This is a genomic window from Delftia sp. 60, from assembly GCF_002754395.1.
Taxonomy (GTDB): Bacteria; Pseudomonadota; Gammaproteobacteria; order Burkholderiales; family Burkholderiaceae_C; genus Comamonas; species Comamonas acidovorans.
The window spans coordinates 3381012-3398404 of sequence record NZ_PEFD01000001.1; the positions used below are offsets into that span (position 1 = coordinate 3381012).

Below are 17393 nucleotides of genomic sequence, written 5' to 3' on the forward strand. Positions count from 1 at the left end.
TGGTGATGGTCAGGCCGGCGGCAAAAACCGCCGACTCGTACGCATCTTACTGGATCTTGGCCTTTTCGCGCAGCGATTCCTGGAATTGCGCCAGCTTTTGCTGTTGCAGCTGCTGCACGATCTGGGGCTTGACTTCCTCGAACTTGGGCAGTTCGGCCTGACGTGCGTCGTCCAGGCGGATGATGTGGTAGCCGAACTGGGTCTTGACCGGCTCCTGGGTCATGCCACCCTTTTCGAGCTTGATCAGGGCTTCGGAGAACTCGGGCACGTAGTTGCCGGGGTTGGCCCAGTCGAGGTCACCGCCACGGGCGCCGGATCCGGGGTCCTTGGACTCCTTCTTGGCGATGTCTTCAAACTTCTTGCCGGCCTTGATCTCGGCAATGATGGCCTTGGCGCGGTCTTCCGACTCGACCAGGATGTGGCTGGCCTTGTATTCCTTGCCGCTGTTGGCAGCGACGGCCTTGTCGTACTCGGCCTTGGCTTCGGCGTCGGTCACGGGGTTCTTCTTCTGGAAGTCCTCGAACAGCGCGCGGATCAGGATGGTCTGGCGGGCCAGTTCCATCTGCTGCTTGTAGGCTTCGCTGTTGGCCAGGCTGCGCTTGTTGGCTTCCTGCATGAAGATCTCGCGGGCGATGACTTCTTCCTTGATCTGCCCTTCCAGCTCGGGCGTCACGGGGCGGCCGCTTTGCTCGATCTGTTGCTTGAGCGCTTCGGCGCGTGCCTTGGGCACAGCCTTGCCGTTGACGACGGCGATGTTCTGGGCCGAGGCGGACAGGGCCGCGGTGCTCAGCACGGCGGCAGTCACCAGGCTGGTCAGAAGCTGTTTTTTCATGCGAATTCCAGATATGAAGGAAAAATTGATTCTATAGCGCGGATACGCAACAGGCTCCGAATCGTCGGAGCCTGTAAAAGTTCAAAGAACCTCGATGGCGATGGCGTGTGCGCCCTGGTCAATGAATTCTTGCAGCGCATCATACACAAGGCGATGGCGTGCCACGCGTGGCTTGCCTTGAAACAAAGGTGACGCAATGCGCACGCGGAAATGCGTGCCGAAGCCGGTGCCGTTGGCGCCCACATGGCCGGCGTGCTGGTGGCTCTCGTCGATCACTTCCAGGTGATCGGGGGCGAGGCGCTCGCGCAGCACGGCCTGCATGGCTTCGGCGGTGATGGGCAGCGGATGGGCGGGCGCGCTCATGGCTGCTTGTCCTGCTGCACGCCAGACGGGGGCAGGGCGTCGGGCGTGGCGGCTGCTGCCTCGCCCTTGTCTTCCTGCATGAAGCGGCTCATGTAGATGGCCTGGCCGATCACGAAGACCAGCATCAGCCCCATTCCGCCGAACAGCTTGAAGTTGACCCAGGTGTCGGTGTCGAAGCGGTAGGCGATGACCAGGTTGAGCGCGCCCATGACCGCGAAGAACGCCGCCCAGCTCCAGTTCAGGGTGCGCCATGCGTCGTCCGGCAGTTGCAGCTGCGCGCCCATGACCGAGCGCAGCAGGTTCTTGCGGAACACCAGCTGGCCTATCAACAGGGCGCTGCCCATGAGCCAGTACAGCACGGTGGGCTTCCACTTGATGAAGGTGTCGTTGTGGGCCAGCAAGGTGGCGCCGCCGAACAGCACGATCACGCCCAGGCTCACCCATTGCATGGGCTCGACCTTGCCGTGGCGCACGCGCAGATAGGCGATCTGGGCAATGGTGGCGACGATGGCCACGGCCGTTGCCGTGTAGATGCCCCAGACCTTGAAGGCGACGAAGAACAGGATGATGGGGAAAAAGTCGATCAGTAACTTCATTGGAAGGTTTCGATGGGCTTGGAGTCAGGCATGGGGCCTGAGCTTGGCAGGCGCATTGTGGCGCAGCCGGCGCGGCCCGGCATCGGTGCAGGGCCGCGTGGCCTGGGGTTTTTGCGTGCCTGGAGCCTAGGCCTTGGGCGGCTCGAATTCCAGCGATGCGGAATTCATGCAGTAGCGCAGTCCTGTGTCGGAGGGGCCGTCGGGGAACACATGCCCCAGGTGGGCGCCGCACTGGCTGCAGACGGTTTCGGTGCGCACCATGCCGTGGCTGCGGTCCACGATTTCGGTGATGGCGCCGGGGATGGCGCGGTCGAAGCTGGGCCAGCCGCAGCCGGCGTCGAACTTGGTGTCGGAGTCGAACAGCTTGCTGCCGCAGCAGATGCAGTGGTAGCTGCCATCGGCCCAGAACTGCTCATAGCGGCCGGTGAACGGGCGCTCGGTGGCTGCATGGCGTGTCACCTGGAAGGCGGCAGGTTCGGCGCCCTTGGCCTGCAGCTCGGCCTGCCATTCCTGTTCGGTCTTGTGGATGGGAAAGCTCATGATGAACAGCTGATCTCGATGGAGGAAGCCCAGTCGGGCGGGAAGCCTGCCCATTCGGCATGCTCGGCGTGGGGGTCGAACGGAGTCTGCAGCACGGCCAGCAATTGGCGCACGGGAGCGAAGTCACCGGCCTTTGCGGCGCGGATGGTCATCTCGCCCAGGTGGTTGCGCAGCACGAAGCGCGGATTCGATTCTTGCATCAAAGCGGCGGCCGCCGCGGCATCCGTGCCTGCCAGGTGCCGTGCGTACAGGGCTGCCCAGCGGTCGAAGGCCTCGCGGTCCAGCACCAGGTCGCGCACGGGCTCGAGGTCGAGGTCCGTGCCGGCACCGGCACCTGCAACCACCGCATCGGTCAGGCGGCTGAAGAAGATGGTGTAGTCCACCGCGTTGTCGGCCATGAGCTGCAGCAGCGGGTTCACCAGGGCGGCAAAGCGCCCCTCGGCGGGCGGCATACCTGGCGCATCTTCGGGCAGGCCCAGCTTGCGCAGCATGAGGGTGCCATAGGCCTGCGGAAACACCTGCTTGTATGACTCCAGCGCTGCAATGGTCAGTTCCTCTTGGCCGATCAGCGGCAGCAGGGCCTGGCCCAGGCAGTACAGGTTCCAGTAGGCCACCTGGGGCTGGCGGTTGAAGGCGTAGCGGCCCTGGGTGTCACTGTGGTTGCAGATGTGGCCGGGGTTGAAGGCATCGAGGAACTGGAAGGGCCCGTAGTCGATGGTCAGGCCCAGGACGCTCATGTTGTCGGTGTTCATCACGCCATGGCAAAAGCCCACGGCCTGCCAGTGCGCCAGCAGCCGCGCCGTGCGCTCGCTCACGGCCTGCAGGAAGTTGGCGTAGGCGTTGCCGGCCAGTGCCTCGGCCGTGCGGCATTCGGGGTAGTAGCGGTCGATCACGTAGTCGGCCAGCTGGCGCAGAGGCGCTATCTGGTCGCGCGCCGCAAAGTGCTCGAAGTGGCCGAAGCGTATGAAGCTGGGCGCCACGCGTGCCACCACGGCGGCGGTCTCGATCTCTTCGCGGCGAATGGGGGCGGGCGATCCGGTGAGGCTCAGCGCGCGCGTGGTGGGAATGCCCAGGGCGTGCATGGCCTCGCTGCACAGGAACTCGCGGATGGACGAGCGCAGCACGGCGCGCCCGTCGCCCATGCGCGAGTAGGGCGTGCGGCCCGCGCCCTTGAGCTGAATCTCGTGGCCCGAGGCGGTCTCACCCAGCAAGATGGCACGGCCGTCGCCAAGCTGGCCGGCCCAGACGCCGAACTGGTGGCCGCTGTAGACGCTGGCCAGCGGATGGCTGCCGGGCAGCACGGCATTGCCGGTGAGCGCCTGCAGGGCCTCATCGGAGGCCAGCCACTGCGGGTCCAGGCCCAGCAGCTCGGCGGTGCCGGTGCTGGTGGCAATCCAGTGCGGCTCGGGCAGCGGCGTGGGGCGCAGATGGGTAAAGAAGTCCGGGCCCAGGGCGGCGAAGCCGTCTTGCCAGGAGATGGGAGGGCGTGGGGAGGTCGCCGGAGCCTGGCCTTCGGCGGCAGCATGCAGGTTCATGCGGGAATTGTCCCCCAGCGCCTATGCCCCGTGGGGCGCAAGGTTCATGCGCGCATTCACCCCATTCATTCACGCACGCAGTTGCTGCCGGTACTGGCCCGGCGGCATGCCAAACCAGCGGCGGCAGGCGCGAAAGAGGTTGCTCTGGTCCACAAAGCCCAGCAGGTCGGCCACCTCGGCCAGGCTGCGGCGCGGCTCGCCCAGGTACTGCAGGGCCAGCTCGCGCCGGGTTTCGTCCAGCAGTTGCTGGTAGCTGGTGTCTTCGGCCTGCAGGCGGCGCTGCAAGGTGCGGTCGGTCAGGCCCAGCAGGCTGGCCACGTCTTCGCGGCGCGGCTCGCCCTGGGGCAGCAGGCGCGCGATCTCGTGGCGCACGCGCGCGCCCACGCCGGCCTGGCCCAGGTGGTCGAGTTCGGTTTCGACCAGCTTTTCGTGCAGTGCCAGCAGTTCGGGGTTGTGTGTGGGAATGGGGGCGAGCAGGTCGGCCTCGGACAGCAGGAAGCGGTTCGCGTCCTCGCCGAAGCGCGGCAGCAGGCCGAAGGCCGCGCGGTAGGCGGCCTCGTGTGAGGGGGCGGGCGCCTCGGCCATGAATTCCACGGCCAGCGGCCGGACATCGCGCCGCGTCAGCCAGTTGCACAGCACCAGCAGCGTGAGCACGGCGAATTCCACGCGCTGGCGCGGCACGGGCCGTGTGGCGCCGATGTGATGTATGGACAACCAGTAGCCGCGCGCATCGCGCTCCAGCGTGAAGGACGTTGCGTCCGAGATCACGGCCATGTGGCGTTCCAGGTCGCGGAAGCCGGCCAGCAGGTGCGGGCCCGAAGCCAGCGAGTAGCCGACCAGATCGATGTTGCCGTGGCGCGCGGCCAGTTGCCGGTCCAGCCCCAGCGTGGGATTGGCGGACTGGGCCACGGCCAGCTCCCAGAGCCGGCTCACGCGGTCCACATCGGTACGGGCCTGCGAATGCTGCAGTGCGGCAAGGTCGATATCGGCTGCGGCGCACAGGCTTTGCGGGGCCAGCCCTTCGGTGGCCATCATGTCCAGGATGCCGCGCACCCAGGCGGCGGAGCTGCTGCGCTGCGTTGTCATGACCGGGTTTTCCTGGGCCATTCGGGGCGCTGTTTGCGTTCTGAAGTCACTGTTTTGGCGTGGTTGCGATAGCGGCGTTTTGCCGCGCTGTTCCTAGAATTTTTGCAGCGCGGCGAACGACTGCGCAGTGTGACCCATGGGCCCGGCGCGGCCCATACGGGAAACCCCAAAAACCATTCAGGAGACAAGCATGCGCACAGGACAGCGGTGGATGGCTGGCGGCATACGCCTGGCCGTGGCTTCAATGGCTTTGTGGCTCGCGGCCTGCGGCGGCTCGGGCGGCGGAGGTCCCGAACTGCGCGAGACGGCCTACGGCCCTTGCGCGGCGTGGACGACGGCGCCGCCACGGGCACCTATTACTGGAAGGGTGTGCCCTTTGCCCAGGCGCCCGTGGGCGCGCTGCGCTGGCAGCCGCCGGCCGAGCCCAAGGCCTGGGAAGGCGTGCGCGAGGCGCGCCAGTTCGGCAATGCCTGCCTGCAGATCGGGCGCATGTACGGCCCGGGAGCCAACAACCGCTTCGACGACACCATTGCCTCCACCCTGGGCCAGCCCGTGGGCAGCGAGGACTGCCTGACGCTCAACATCTGGCGCCCGGCCAGCGGTGCCGAGAAGCTGCCGGTGCTGGTGTTCATCCACGGCGGCAGCGCCATCTCGGGCTATACGGCCGATCCGCTGTATGACGGCGCGGCCCTGGCGCGCGCCGCCAATGCCGTGGTGGTGACGGCCAACTACCGGCTGGACATCCTGGGCTACATGCACATGCCGCAGATGCAGGCCGGCGCGCCGGCCACGGGCAACTTCGCGCTGCTGGACAACCTGCAGGCGCTGCGCTTTGTGCAGCGCAATATCGCGGGCTTTGGCGGCGATCCGGGCAATGTCACGCTCATGGGCCAGTCGGCAGGTGCCACCAATGTGCTGGCGCTGCTGGCGGCCGAGTCGGCGCGCGGCCTGTTCCACAGGCTGGTGCCCATCAGCGGCGGGCTGTCGCTTCCATCCAACCTGCCGGCCGGCGTGCTGGCCACGCTCAAGCCGGCTTCGGCCTACGCCACCCAGTCCGCGCTGCTGCTGGCCCATCTGATGGTGGCCGATGGGCTGGCTGCCGATGTGGCGGCTGCGGCCACGGTGGCTGCCGGCTGGACACCGGCGCAGATTGCGGCCTACCTGCGCGGCAAGGATGCGCGCGTGCTGCTGCAGACCCTGGTGGCCAAGGGCCTGACGGGCGCGGGACCGATTCCCGACGGCCTGCTGCTGCCCACCGATCCCATGGCCGCGCTGGCTGCGGGCCAATACAACCGCATGCCCGTGATGGCCGGCTACACGGCCGAGGAGGGCAAGCTGTTCGCGCCCCTGCTGGCGGCGCTGGGCGGCAAGCCGGGCTTCAGGATCGATGATGCGGCGCGCTTTCGCATGATGCAGTCCTTCGATGCGCAGTCGCCCAACGCGCCGGGCCTGGCCGACATCATCGATGCCGCCTACCTGCCCGTCGATACGCCGGTCACCGGCTACAACGCCCGCATGGCGCAACTGACCCATCTGTTCGCCGACCCCAGCCGCGACCAGTTGCTCAACACGCTGCGCACCCGGCAGGCCGAGGTCTGGAGCTACCGCTTCGACTGGGCACGCCAGCCCGCGCCCTGGAACACGGTCTACGGCGCGGCCCATGCCTTCGATCTGCCTTTTCTCTTCGGCAACTTCGGGCCGTCCGTGTTCTCCCGCGTGACCAACAGCACGGCGAATGCCCCGGGCCGGCTGGCGCTGTCGAACGCCATGATGGCCAGCCTCAAGGCCTTCATGCAGACGGGCAATCCGCAGAACGCGGCCCTGGGCCAGACATGGAAGCCCTGGCCGTCCAGCCTGATCTTCGACGCCGAGCCGGGCGCGACCAGCATCCGGCTGCAGTGAGCGAGTAGATGAGCGAGCAGGGGCTTGCCGCGGCAAGCCCCACGAGATAGCCAACAACAACGAAGGAGACAAGTACCCATGACAGTCAAGACCGTTTTCACACATGCCTGGCGCTGGCCGCTGGCGGGGGCCATTGCCGCCGCCGCCGTGGGCCTGGCCGCCTGCGGAGGGGATCGTCGGGCATGCCCGCGCCCATGGGGCCGGGCCAGCAATCGGGCTATATCACCCTGCCGGACGGCAGCAAGATGCGCTACTCGCTGCTGCTGCCCGAGGGGCAGGGCCCGTTTCCGCTGCTGGTCGAGTACGACGGCTATATCTCGGGCTCGTACCCCAACATCAGCAGTCCCTGGACCAAGGAAGGCTATGCGGTCATGGGGCTGAACGTGCCGGGCACGGGCTGCTCCACGGGGGATGACAAGGTGTTTGACGCCAGCGTAGGTGCGGCTGGGGCCTTTGCCATCGAATGGGCCGGGCGGCAGGCCTGGTCCAATGGCCGCATCGGCATGATCGGCTACTCGTACTCGGGCTACAACCAGCTGTGGGTGGCTGCGCACCGGCCCAAGGGGCTGCTGGCGATCACGCCCAGCAAGAATGTGGGCGATCCCTACCGAGACGTGGGCTATCCGGGCGGCATTGCCAACATCGGCTTTCCGGCGCAGTGGTGGAACGGCTTCCCGCGCATCTGGCGCACGGCCGCCGACCTGGCGGTGAAGAACGGTGGCGACACGGAATGCGCCAAGACCGTGGCCGACAACATCGAGAAGATCAAGCGGCCCGAGCTGGACCTGATCAAGTGGCTGGACAACCCCTATGCCGATGGCCTGTACCTGGAGCGCAGCGCCATGCTGCAAAGCGGCAAGATCAATATCCCCACGCTGGGCACGCAGTCCTGGCAGGACGAGCAGATCGGCCCGCGCTCGGGCTACTACGAGGACACCATTGCGCCCGACAGGATGTGGCTGGTCAGCTCCAACGGCGACCACCACACGAACATCACCTCGGACCATATCGACCAGACGCTGAAGCGCTTCCTGGCGCGCTTCGTCAAGGGCGAGGACAACGGCTTCGACAAGGAGCCGCGCGTGCGCCTGCTGCAGGAGATGCAGACCACGGACGCCAAGGCCCTCAATGGCGGCGCCAAGCTCATGCCCACGGGCGAGGCACGGTTTGACCGGCTGCCTGTCCAGGTCAAGCCCCTGCGCCTGTGGATGCAGCCCGGCCAGGCGCTGGGCGACAGCGCACCCGCCTCAGGCACGGCTTCGTCCAGCTACCGCTATCCGGCCCTGAGTCCGCAGGTGAACAACCCGGCGGCCGAAGGCTGGCCCGCCGTGCCCGCGTCGGAAAAGGATGGCCAACTGGTCTTCACCACGGCGGCCCTGCCGCAGGACCTGAGCTTCTATGGCGAAGGCTCGGCCGACCTGTGGCTCAGCGCCACGGCCGCCAATACCGACATCCAGGTCACCGTGTCCGAGGTGCGGCCGGACGGGCAGGAGATGTTCGTGCAGCGCGGCTGGCTGCGTGCGTCCAAGCGTGCGCTCGATGAGAGCCGATCCACGGCGCTGCGTCCCTGGGGTGCCTACACACGGGACAAGGATGTGCCACTGGTCGCCGGCCAGCCCCAGTTGATGCGGGTGGAGATCCAGAAATTCGCGCATGTGTTCCGCGCCGGTTCAAGCATTCGCGTGACAGTGGATTCGCCATCGCAGACCGGATACTGGATCTTCGGCAACGACAAGACGCCGTCCACGAACACGCTGTGGCATGACGCGGCGCATGCCTCCAGCATCGTCCTAGGGTATATCCCATACGAGCATGCGAAGACGCTGCCGAGTTGCGACAAGACAATGCGTCAACCATGCCGGAAAAACGATGCGCCTGTCCCTGCCGGGATCGGCCCCAGGGCGCCGGCCTGAGCCACCCTCCATGCGGGCAGCGGCATCGCGCACCAGGGCCTTGGCCTTGCGCGAATCCGCGGTCCGCAGTTCACGACGTTCACGAAGTTCAATCACCTTAGGAGCCTATAGATGCTGGGTCTGATGCAAAGCCAACCACTGTTGATCTCGTCGCTGATCGACTTCGCCGACCGCCACCATGGCGATGCGGAGATCGTCTCGCGCAGGGTGGAGGGCGATATCCATCGCTATACGTACCGCGACCTGGCACGGCGTTCGCGCCAGCTGGCGAACACGCTGGACGGCCTGGGCCTGCAGCCCGGCGACCGCGTGGCCTCGCTGGCCTGGAACGGCTACCGCCACATGGAGATGTACTTCGGCGTCAGCGGCTCGGGCCGCGTGCTGCACACGGTCAATCCTCGCCTGCACCCCGACCAGGTGGCGTGGATCATCAACCACGCGGAAGACCGCGTCATGTGCTTTGACCTGACCTTCCTTCCCATCATCCAGGCCGTGCATGCCAAGTGCCCCACGGTGCGCCAGTGGGTGGCGCTGTGCGATGCGGACCGCCTGCCCGCCGACAGCGGCATTCCGGGCCTGGTCAGCTACGAGGACTGGATTGGCGGCCAGCCCGACCAGTACCAGTGGCCCGAATTCGACGAGAACACGGCCTCCAGCATGTGCTACACCAGCGGCACCACGGGCAACCCGAAGGCCGTGCTGTACAGCCACCGCTCCACCACGCTGCACGCCTACGCGGCCGCGCTGCCCGATGTGATGTGCATATCGGCGCGCGACTCGGTGCTGCCCGTCGTGCCCATGTTCCACGTCAACGCCTGGGGCATTCCCTACTCGGCCGCGCTCACGGGCTGCAAGCTGGTGTTCCCGGGCCCGGCGCTGGACGGCAAGTCGCTGTACGAGCTGATCGAGGCCGAAGGCGTCACCTACGCGGCCGGCGTGCCCACGGTCTGGCAGATGCTGCTGGGCCACATCAGGCCGGGCGGCCTGCGGTTTTCCACGCTCAAGCGCACGGTGATCGGCGGCTCCGCCTGCCCGCCGGCCATGATCACGGCCTTCCAGGACGAGTTCGGCGTGGAGGTGCTGCATGCCTGGGGAATGACCGAGATGAGCCCGCTGGGCACGCTGTGCACGCTCAAGAACAAGCAGCTGCAGCTGCCCAAGGACGAGCAGATGAAGATCCTGCAAAAGCAGGGCCGCGCCATCTACGGCGTGGACATGCGCATCGTCGATAGCGACGGCACCGACCAGCCCTGGGACGGCAAGAGCTATGGCGACCTGCTGGTGCGCGGCCCCTGGATCGTGGACAGCTACTTCAAGGGCGAGAGCCCGCTGGTCAAGGATGCGCAGGGCCGCGGCTGGTTCCCCACGGGCGACGTGGCCACCATCGACCCGGACGGCTTCATGCAGATCACCGACCGCAGCAAGGACGTGATCAAGTCCGGCGGCGAGTGGATCAGCTCCATCGACATCGAGAACATCGCCATGGCCCATCCGGCCGTGGCCATGGCCGCCTGCATCGGCATGCCGCATCCCAAGTGGGACGAGCGCCCCATCGTCGCCGTGGCGAAGAAGCCCGGCGCCCAGGTCACGCGCGAGGAACTGCTCAAGTTCTACGAGGGCAAGACCGCCAAGTGGCAGATCCCCGACGACGTGGTCTTCGTCGATGCCATCCCGCTGGGCGCCACCGGAAAAATGCTCAAGACCCGGCTGCGCGAGCAGCTGGCCGGCTACCGGCTGCCGGGGCTTTGAGCCGTTGCGGGCGGCCACCGGGCCAGGGCATGCGGGGGCATGTCCTGGCCGGGGCGGCCGGTCCGAGTCTCGTCGGCGATAGCCGCTAGGGGCAATCACCGATCAGGGCAGGGCACAGGGGCCATTACCCTGGGCCTCGCCCAGAAACCACCACAAGAGGAGACGCTTCATGAAGTTTGCGATCAAGGCATTGACGGCATCCCTGGCCCTGGCTTGCGCCACGGGCGCCATGGCCCAGAAGGGCGAGACGGTGAAGGTTGCGTGGATCGACCCGCTGTCCGGCCTCATGGCCGCGCTGGGGTCCAACCAGCTCAAGAGCCTGCAGTACATCGCCGAGGAGCTCAACAAGGGCACGGCCTCGGGCGTGAAGTTCGAAATCATCGGCATCGACAACAAGCTCAGCCCGCAGGAAACCACGGCGGCCCTGCGCTCGGCCATGGACCAGGGCGTGCGCTACGTCTTCCAGGGCAACGGCTCGGGCCCGGCCCTGGCCATCATGGATGCGCTGGAAAAGCACAACGCGCGCAACAAGGGCAAGGAAGTCGTCTACCTCAACTACGCGGCCGTGGATCCGGACCTGACCAACAGCAAGTGCAGCTACTGGCACTTCCGCCTGGATGCCGACACCTCCATGAAGATGGAGGCCTTGACTACGTACATGAAGGACGTGCCCGAGGTCAAGAAGGTCTACCTGATCAACCAGAACTACTCGCACGGCCAGCAGGTCTCCAAGTACGCCAAGGAGATGCTCAAGCGCAAGCGCCCCGATGTGGAGATCGTGGGCGACGACTTCTCGCCGCTGGCCCAGGTGCGCGACTTCGCACCCTACATCGCCAAGATCAAGCAGTCGGGTGCCGACTCGGTGATCACGGGCAACTGGGGCTCGGACCTGGCGCTGCTGATCAAGGCCGCCAGCGACGCGGGCCTGAACAACGTCAAGTTCTACACCTACTACGCCATCGCCACCGGCGCGCCCACGGCCATGGGCGCGGCCGCCGCCGACAAGGTCTACATGGTGGGCTACGGCCACATGAACCTGCCCGGCCCGCTGGACCGCATCACCAAGGGCTACAAGGCCAAGTTCAACGACGACATGTACACGGGCTCGCTGTACTCGGGCCTGACCATGCTGGACCAGGCCTTCCTGCGCGCCAAGACCACGGACCCGGCCAAGGTGGCGGCCACCATGGAGGGCATGAAGTTCAACAGCCTCAACGGCGAAGTGGAGATGCGCAAGAGCGATCACCAGCTGCAGCAGGGCCTGTTCATCGCACGCTGGGAAAAGGCCGGCGGCAAGTACCCGATGGATTCGGAGAACACCGGCTACACCTTCGTTCCCGTGAAGTACTACGAGCCCTATGTGGCCAGCACGCCGACTTCATGCGAGATGAAACGGCCTTCCTGATCGCCTGACCGGCCAGTGAACTTCGCAAAGGGGCGCGAGGCGCCCCTTTTTTTGCCCGAAATCAGGCAAAACACGGTTTTCTGGCCTGATCGATGGCGATCTGTCGCCAATGTGTCCAGGGCCGCAGCCAAGTCGCATGCGCGATAGTTTCTAAGGCATTCCCCAGAGGGAAATTGTCATTCAGGCGTTAGTCTGGCGCCAATACAGATATCCGAATCAACCGGAAAAAGGAGACAGAAAAATGAAGTGGATCGTGCATTCGGTGGCCGCCTCGGCCATGCTGGCCTGTGCATCGGGCGCCTGGGCGCAAAAGGGCGAGACGGTGAAGATCGGCTGGATCGATCCTCTGTCGGGTCTGATGGCCGCCGTGGGCACGAACCAGCTCAAGACCTTCCAGCTGATGGCCGAGGAGTTCAACAGGAAAAATGCCTCGGGCGTGAAGTTCGAGATCATCCCGCTGGACAACAAGCTCAGCCCGCAGGAGACCACGGCCGTGCTGCGTTCGGCCATGGACCAGGGCGCACGCTACGTGGTGCAGGGCAACGGCTCGGGCCCGGCCCTGGCTATCATGGATGCGCTGGAAAAGCACAACGCGCGCAACAAGGGCAAGGAGGTCGTCTACCTCAACTATGCGGCGGTGGACCCGGACCTGACCAACAGCAAGTGCAGCTACTGGCACTTCCGCCTGGATGCGGACACCTCCATGAAGATGGAAGCGCTGACGACCTATATGAAGGACGTGCCCGAGGTCAAGAAGGTCTACCTGATCAACCAGAACTACTCGCACGGCCAGCAGGTCTCCAAGTACGCCAAGGAAATGCTCAAGGCCAAGCGGCCTGATGTGCAGGTGGTGGGCGACGACTTCGCGCCCCTGGCCCAGGTGCGCGACTTCGCGCCCTACATCGCCAAGATCAAGCAATCGGGCGCCGACACGGTGATCACAGGCAACTGGGGCTCGGACCTGTCGCTGCTGCTCAAGGCCGCCAACGACGCGGGCCTGAACAACGTCAAGTTCTACACCTACTACGCCTTCGGCTCGGGCTCGCCCACGGCCATGGGCGCGGCCTCCGACGGCAAGGTCTACACCGTGGGCTATGGCCACTACAACATGGGCGGCCCCATCCAGCCGCTGATGGCCGAGTTCAAGAAGAAGATGAACGACGACCTCACGCAAAGCTCGATCTACCACGTGTTCGCGCTGCTGGATGCGGCCTTCGTCAAGACCGGCGGCACCGACCCCGTGAAGGTGGCGGCCGCGCTGGAGGGCATGAAGCTCAAGAGCTTCAACGGCGAAGTGGAGATGCGCAAGACCGACCACCAGCTGCAGCAGGGCCTGTACATCACGCGCTGGGAAAAGGCCGGCGGCAAGAACCCGTATGACGCAGAGAACACGGGCTACACCTTCGCCCCGGTGAAGTACTACGAGCCCTACGTGGCCAGCACGCCCACTTCCTGCCAGATGAAGCGCCCGTCCTGAGAGCGGCCCGCACCGCTTCCTGTCCCCAACGCACCGAGACCAAGGCCTTTCGATGACGCTTGAGTTCTTCACCATATCGCTGCTCAACGGCGTGAGCTATGGACTGCTGCTGTTCATGCTCAGCTCGGGGCTGACGCTGATCTTCAGCATGATGGGCGTGCTCAACTTCGCCCACACCAGCTTCTACATGCTGGGCGCGTACTTCGGCTACACGCTCAGCGGCATCATCGGCTTCTGGGGCGCATTGTTCGTCGCGCCCCTGCTGGTGGGCGCGCTGGGCGCCATGTTCGAGCGCTACAGCCTGCGCCGCGTGCACAAGTACGGCCATGTGCCCGAACTGCTCGTGACCTTCGGCCTGTCCTATCTCATCCTCGAGGTGGTGCAGCTGGTCTGGGGCCGGGGCACCGTGCCCTACGGCCTGCCGCCCGCGCTGCAGGGTCCGTTGTTCACGCTGTACGGCACGCAGTTCCCGCGCTCGCGCTCCTTCGTGATGCTGCTGGCGCTGCTGATGCTGGTGGCCGTCTGGCTGCTGCTGACGCGCACGCGCATCGGCCTGGTCATCCAGGCCGCGCTCAAGAACCCCGAGATGGTGGAGGCGCTGGGCCACAACGTGCCGCGCGTGTTCATGATGGTGTTCGGCGGCGGCTGCGCGCTGGCGGGGCTGGCCGGCGTCATCGGCGGCAACACCTATGTGACCGAGCCGGCCATGGCCATGTCGGTCGGCTCCATCATCTTCGTGGTGGTGGTGGTCGGCGGCATGGGCTCGCTGGCGGGGGCCTTCGTGGCCTCGCTGCTGATCGGCGTCGTGCAGACCTTTGCCGTGGCCATAGACTGGTCGCTGGCCAGCCTGCTGACCTCGCTGGGCAGCCCGGTCGGCGAGCAGACCTTTGGCTGGCCGCTGCTCAAGCTCACCATCTCCCAGGTCGCGCCCATCCTGCCCTACCTGTTCCTGGTGCTGATCCTCATCTTCCGGCCCAAGGGCCTCCTGGGCACGCGGGGAGATTGACACCATGTCCTCGATCACCAAAACGACCATGACATCCACTGCCGCAAAAGGCGTTCCGGGCGCTTCGGGGGCTGCGGGCGCAGGGCGCCACTACAGCTTCCAGCCGCTCAACATCGGCCGCATCCTGATCTGGGGCGCCTTCGCCCTGGCGCTGATCGTCGCGCCGCTGGTGTTCACCAGCAGCCTGGCGCTGACCATGCTCAGCCAGATCGGCTATCTCATCATCATCTGCCTGTCCTACAACATCCTGCTGGGGCAGGGCGGCATGCTGAGCTTCGGCCATGCGGTCTACACGGGGCTGGGTTCGTTCATCGCCATCCATGCGATGAACCGGGCCAGCTCCGGCGACTGGGGCATTCCGCTGGTGCTGATTCCCATCATCGGCGGCCTGGGCGGCATGTTCTTCGCGGCCCTGCTGGGCTATGTGACCACCAAGAAGTCGGGCACCACCTTCGCCATGATCACCATGGGCATCGGCGAGCTGGTGGCGTCCATGGCGCTGATGTTCCCCGAGTTCTTCGGGGGCGAGGGCGGCATCACAACCGACCGCGTCTATGGCAAGCCCTTCTTCGGGCTGACCTTCGGCTCGGGCATGGAGGTGTACTACCTGATCGCCGCCTACTGCTTCATCTGCACGGCCGCCATGTTCGCCTTCACGGGCACGCCGCTGGGCCGCATGCTCAACGCCGTGCGCGACAACCCCGAGCGCGTGGAGTTCGTGGGCTACAACACGCAGCGCGTGCGCTACTTCTCCTTCATCATCGCGGGCTTCTTCGCAGGCGTGGGCGGGGGGCTTGCAGCCATCAACTTCGAGATCATCACGGCCATGGACAGCGTGAGCGTGATGCGCTCGGGCTCGTACCTGCTGTTCACCTTCCTGGGCGGCGCCACCTTCTTCTTCGGGCCCATCATCGGCGCCGTGCTGCTGGTGCTGGCCTCGGTGCTGCTGTCGGAGCTGACCAAGGCCTGGCTGCTGTACCTGGGCCTGGTGTTCCTGCTGATGGTGATGTACGCACCCGGCGGCGTTGCCAGCCTGATCATGATGAACCTGCGCGTGGCGCGCTTCGGCAAGTGGCGCCGGCTGGCCCAGCCCTACCTGGCCATCGCGGCCAGCGCACTGGTCATGATCGTGGGCGGCGCGGCCATCGTCGAGATGATCTACCACCTGCAGCTCAATGCGGCCCTGGGTCCCCAGGTCTCGTTCATGGGCGTGCAGCTCGATACCAGCTCGGCATCGACCTGGACCGTGGCCGTTGCCATCTTCGTGGTGGGCCTGGGCCTGCTGGAAGTGGCCAGGCGCTGGTGCCTGCGCCGCTGGGAGCGCATCCAGGAAGAAATCGAAGAAGCCATCAAGCGCGGGGAGGGTTGAACCATGTCCAGCATTGCAATCGAACGTCCGGGCACCGCGGCCGCCGCCGTGGCTGGCGAGGCCACCTATGCGCTGGAGCTGCGCGACCTGTACAAGCGCTTCGGCAAGGCCGAGATCATCCGTGGCGCCCAGCTGGCCGTGAAGCCGGGCGAGCGCGTGGCCATCATCGGCCCCAACGGCGCGGGCAAGAGCACGCTGTTCAACCTGATCAGTGGCCGCTTCGAGCCCACCAGCGGGCAGGTGCTGCTCAACGGCCAGCGCATCGACGGCAAGAAGCCCTATGAAATCAACCGCATGGGGTTGTCGCGCAGCTTTCAGATCACCAACATCTTTCCCAAGCTCAGCGTTTTCGAGAACCTGCGCTGCAGCGTGCTGTGGAGCCTGGGCTACCGCTACAGCTGCTGGCGCTTCCTGTCGAAGCTGCGCGACGCCAATGCCCGCGCCGATGAGCTGATGGAGATGATCGGCCTGCACAGAAAGCGCGACACGCTGGCGGTGAACCTGACCTATGCCGAGCAGCGTGCGCTGGAGATCGGCATCACCATCGGCGGCGGCGCCGGCGTCATCCTGCTGGACGAACCCACGGCCGGCATGAGCAACAGCGAAACGGCCCACTTCATCCAGCTGATCAAGAAGGTCACCGAAGGCAAGACCCTGCTGACCGTGGAGCACGACATGGGCGTGGTCTTCGGCCTGGCCGACAAGATCGCCGTCGTGGTCTACGGCGAAGTCATCGCCTACGACACGCCCGAGGCCGTGCGTGCCAATCCACGCGTGCAGGAGGCCTATCTGGGCTCGTCCGTGGCGGATCAACAAGCTGGTGCACATTGAGGAAGCGCGGATGCTGAACATCAACAACCTGCATGCCTACTACGGCAAAAGCCATGTGCTGCATGGCGTGGATTTCTCGGTGCAGCCCGGCGAGATCGTCGCGCTGCTGGGGCGCAACGGCTCGGGCCGCTCCACCACGGCCAAGGCCATCATGGGCCTGGTGCACTGGGAGGGCTCGCTGGACTGGAAGGGCCAGAGCCTGACCGGCCGCAAGGCCTACGAGATCGCCCACCTGGGCGTGGGCTACGTGCCCGAGAGCCGCGATGTGTTCCCCAACCTCACCGTGCACCAGAACCTGCTGCTGGGCCAGAAGGGCAAGGGCCGGGACAGCCGCTGGGGCTTCGACGACATGTACGCCATGTTCCCGCGCCTGAAGGAGCGTCAGCACACCGAGGCCGGCGTGATGTCGGGCGGCGAGCAGCAGATGCTGACCCTGTGCCGCACGCTGATGGGCGACCCCGACCTGATCATCATCGACGAGCCCACCGAGGGCCTGGCTCCCAAGATCGTCGAGCTGGTGGGCGAGTACCTGCAAAAGATCAAGCAGCGCGGCGTGTCCGTGCTGCTGATCGAGCAAAAGCTCACCATTGCCATGAGCATCTCGGACCGCGCCCTGGTCATGGGCCATGGGCGCATCGTCTTCGACGGCACGCCCGACGGGCTGCGCGCCGATCAGAAGGTGCGCAAGGAGTGGCTGGAGGTCTGATGCCGCACAAGGCTGGGCATGCTGCCAGGCAGGCGGCCCGGGCCACGGCGCTTGTCCCGCTTGGGACAAACCGCAGTGGCGCC

At 65.9% G+C, this 17393-nt stretch carries 13 protein-coding genes and 2 pseudogenes; 9 read left to right on the forward strand and 6 right to left on the reverse strand.

What is annotated here, in order from left to right; genetic code table 11:
• Positions 1-46: 46 nt before the first annotated feature.
• From CLV01_RS15295 to CLV01_RS15320, 6 genes are all read right to left on the reverse strand, one after another.
• Positions 47-832: a foldase protein PrsA gene (locus tag CLV01_RS15295; protein WP_012205136.1), complete on the reverse strand. Its 786-nt coding sequence runs from the start codon at positions 830-832 to the stop codon at positions 47-49.
• An 81-nt stretch (positions 833-913) separates the two neighbouring features.
• The gene (locus CLV01_RS15300) at positions 914-1195 is read right to left on the reverse strand and encodes a BolA family protein (RefSeq protein WP_013802780.1); all 282 of its coding nucleotides are present in this window, start codon (positions 1193-1195) and stop codon (positions 914-916) included.
• Positions 1192-1791 (reverse strand): septation protein A, encoded by a 600-nt coding sequence (locus CLV01_RS15305; protein WP_043822747.1) that lies wholly within the window; start codon positions 1789-1791, stop codon positions 1192-1194. Before CLV01_RS15305 ends, CLV01_RS15300 begins: the two co-directional genes overlap by 4 nt.
• 126 nt (positions 1792-1917) lie before the next feature.
• Entirely contained in the window at positions 1918-2331 is a 414-nt protein-coding gene (gene msrB / locus CLV01_RS15310) for a peptide-methionine (R)-S-oxide reductase MsrB (RefSeq protein ID WP_012205139.1), read from the reverse strand.
• Positions 2328-3866, reverse strand: a complete 1539-nt coding sequence (locus tag CLV01_RS15315) for a protein adenylyltransferase SelO (RefSeq protein WP_099733914.1) — start codon at positions 3864-3866, stop codon at positions 2328-2330. The genes msrB and CLV01_RS15315 overlap by 4 nt, the downstream gene beginning before the upstream one ends.
• 69 nt (positions 3867-3935) lie before the next feature.
• Entirely contained in the window at positions 3936-4952 is a 1017-nt protein-coding gene (locus tag CLV01_RS15320) for an AraC family transcriptional regulator (protein ID WP_012205141.1), read from the reverse strand.
• Positions 4953-5142: 190 nt separating this feature from the next.
• On the opposite strand from CLV01_RS15320, the pseudogene CLV01_RS15325 reads away from it, so the two are divergent.
• The 9 genes and pseudogenes from CLV01_RS15325 to CLV01_RS15365 all read left to right on the forward strand — a co-directional run bounded on the left by CLV01_RS15325 (position 5143) and on the right by CLV01_RS15365 (position 17310).
• Positions 5143-6854, forward strand: a pseudogene (locus CLV01_RS15325) (carboxylesterase/lipase family protein).
• 78 nt (positions 6855-6932) lie between these two features.
• A pseudogene (locus CLV01_RS15330) lies at positions 6933-8767 on the forward strand (CocE/NonD family hydrolase).
• A gap of 111 nt (positions 8768-8878) precedes the next feature.
• On the forward strand, positions 8879-10516 hold the full coding sequence (locus CLV01_RS15335; RefSeq protein ID WP_099733912.1) for a 3-(methylthio)propionyl-CoA ligase: 1638 nt from the start codon (positions 8879-8881) through the stop codon (positions 10514-10516).
• A gap of 169 nt (positions 10517-10685) precedes the next feature.
• Positions 10686-11921 carry a branched-chain amino acid ABC transporter substrate-binding protein gene (locus tag CLV01_RS15340; RefSeq protein ID WP_013802774.1) on the forward strand — a complete coding sequence of 412 codons (1236 nt, stop codon included), beginning with the start codon at positions 10686-10688 and terminating at the stop codon, positions 11919-11921.
• Positions 11922-12162: 241 nt separating this feature from the next.
• Complete coding sequence (locus tag CLV01_RS15345; protein WP_012205146.1) at positions 12163-13398, forward strand: branched-chain amino acid ABC transporter substrate-binding protein; 1236 nt, start codon at positions 12163-12165, stop codon at positions 13396-13398.
• Between the two features lie 52 nt (positions 13399-13450).
• A complete protein-coding gene (locus CLV01_RS15350; protein ID WP_013802772.1) occupies positions 13451-14404 on the forward strand; it encodes a branched-chain amino acid ABC transporter permease in 954 nt (317 codons plus the stop codon).
• 4 nt (positions 14405-14408) lie between these two features.
• Positions 14409-15773, forward strand: coding sequence for a branched-chain amino acid ABC transporter permease (locus tag CLV01_RS15355; RefSeq protein ID WP_013802771.1), 1365 nt, complete (start codon positions 14409-14411; stop codon positions 15771-15773).
• Between the two features lie 3 nt (positions 15774-15776).
• A complete protein-coding gene (locus tag CLV01_RS15360; RefSeq protein ID WP_051940671.1) occupies positions 15777-16604 on the forward strand; it encodes an ABC transporter ATP-binding protein in 828 nt (275 codons plus the stop codon).
• 10 nt (positions 16605-16614) lie between these two features.
• Entirely contained in the window at positions 16615-17310 is a 696-nt protein-coding gene (locus tag CLV01_RS15365) for an ABC transporter ATP-binding protein (protein WP_012205150.1), read from the forward strand.
• Positions 17311-17393: the final 83 nt, after the last annotated feature.

Coding starts and splice junctions, on each gene's coding strand:
- CLV01_RS15295 (WP_012205136.1), bottom strand. CDS start 832: ATGAAAAAACAGCTTCTGACCAGCCTGGTGACTGCCGCCGTGCTGAGC.
- CLV01_RS15300 (WP_013802780.1), bottom strand. CDS start 1,195: ATGAGCGCGCCCGCCCATCCGCTGCCCATCACCGCCGAAGCCATGCAG.
- CLV01_RS15305 (WP_043822747.1), bottom strand. CDS start 1,791: ATGAAGTTACTGATCGACTTTTTCCCCATCATCCTGTTCTTCGTCGCC.
- msrB (WP_012205139.1), bottom strand. CDS start 2,331: ATGAGCTTTCCCATCCACAAGACCGAACAGGAATGGCAGGCCGAGCTG.
- CLV01_RS15315 (WP_099733914.1), bottom strand. CDS start 3,866: ATGAACCTGCATGCTGCCGCCGAAGGCCAGGCTCCGGCGACCTCCCCA.
- CLV01_RS15320 (WP_012205141.1), bottom strand. CDS start 4,952: ATGACAACGCAGCGCAGCAGCTCCGCCGCCTGGGTGCGCGGCATCCTG.
- CLV01_RS15335 (WP_099733912.1), top strand. CDS start 8,879: ATGCTGGGTCTGATGCAAAGCCAACCACTGTTGATCTCGTCGCTGATC.
- CLV01_RS15340 (WP_013802774.1), top strand. CDS start 10,686: ATGAAGTTTGCGATCAAGGCATTGACGGCATCCCTGGCCCTGGCTTGC.
- CLV01_RS15345 (WP_012205146.1), top strand. CDS start 12,163: ATGAAGTGGATCGTGCATTCGGTGGCCGCCTCGGCCATGCTGGCCTGT.
- CLV01_RS15350 (WP_013802772.1), top strand. CDS start 13,451: ATGACGCTTGAGTTCTTCACCATATCGCTGCTCAACGGCGTGAGCTAT.
- CLV01_RS15355 (WP_013802771.1), top strand. CDS start 14,409: ATGTCCTCGATCACCAAAACGACCATGACATCCACTGCCGCAAAAGGC.
- CLV01_RS15360 (WP_051940671.1), top strand. CDS start 15,777: ATGTCCAGCATTGCAATCGAACGTCCGGGCACCGCGGCCGCCGCCGTG.
- CLV01_RS15365 (WP_012205150.1), top strand. CDS start 16,615: ATGCTGAACATCAACAACCTGCATGCCTACTACGGCAAAAGCCATGTG.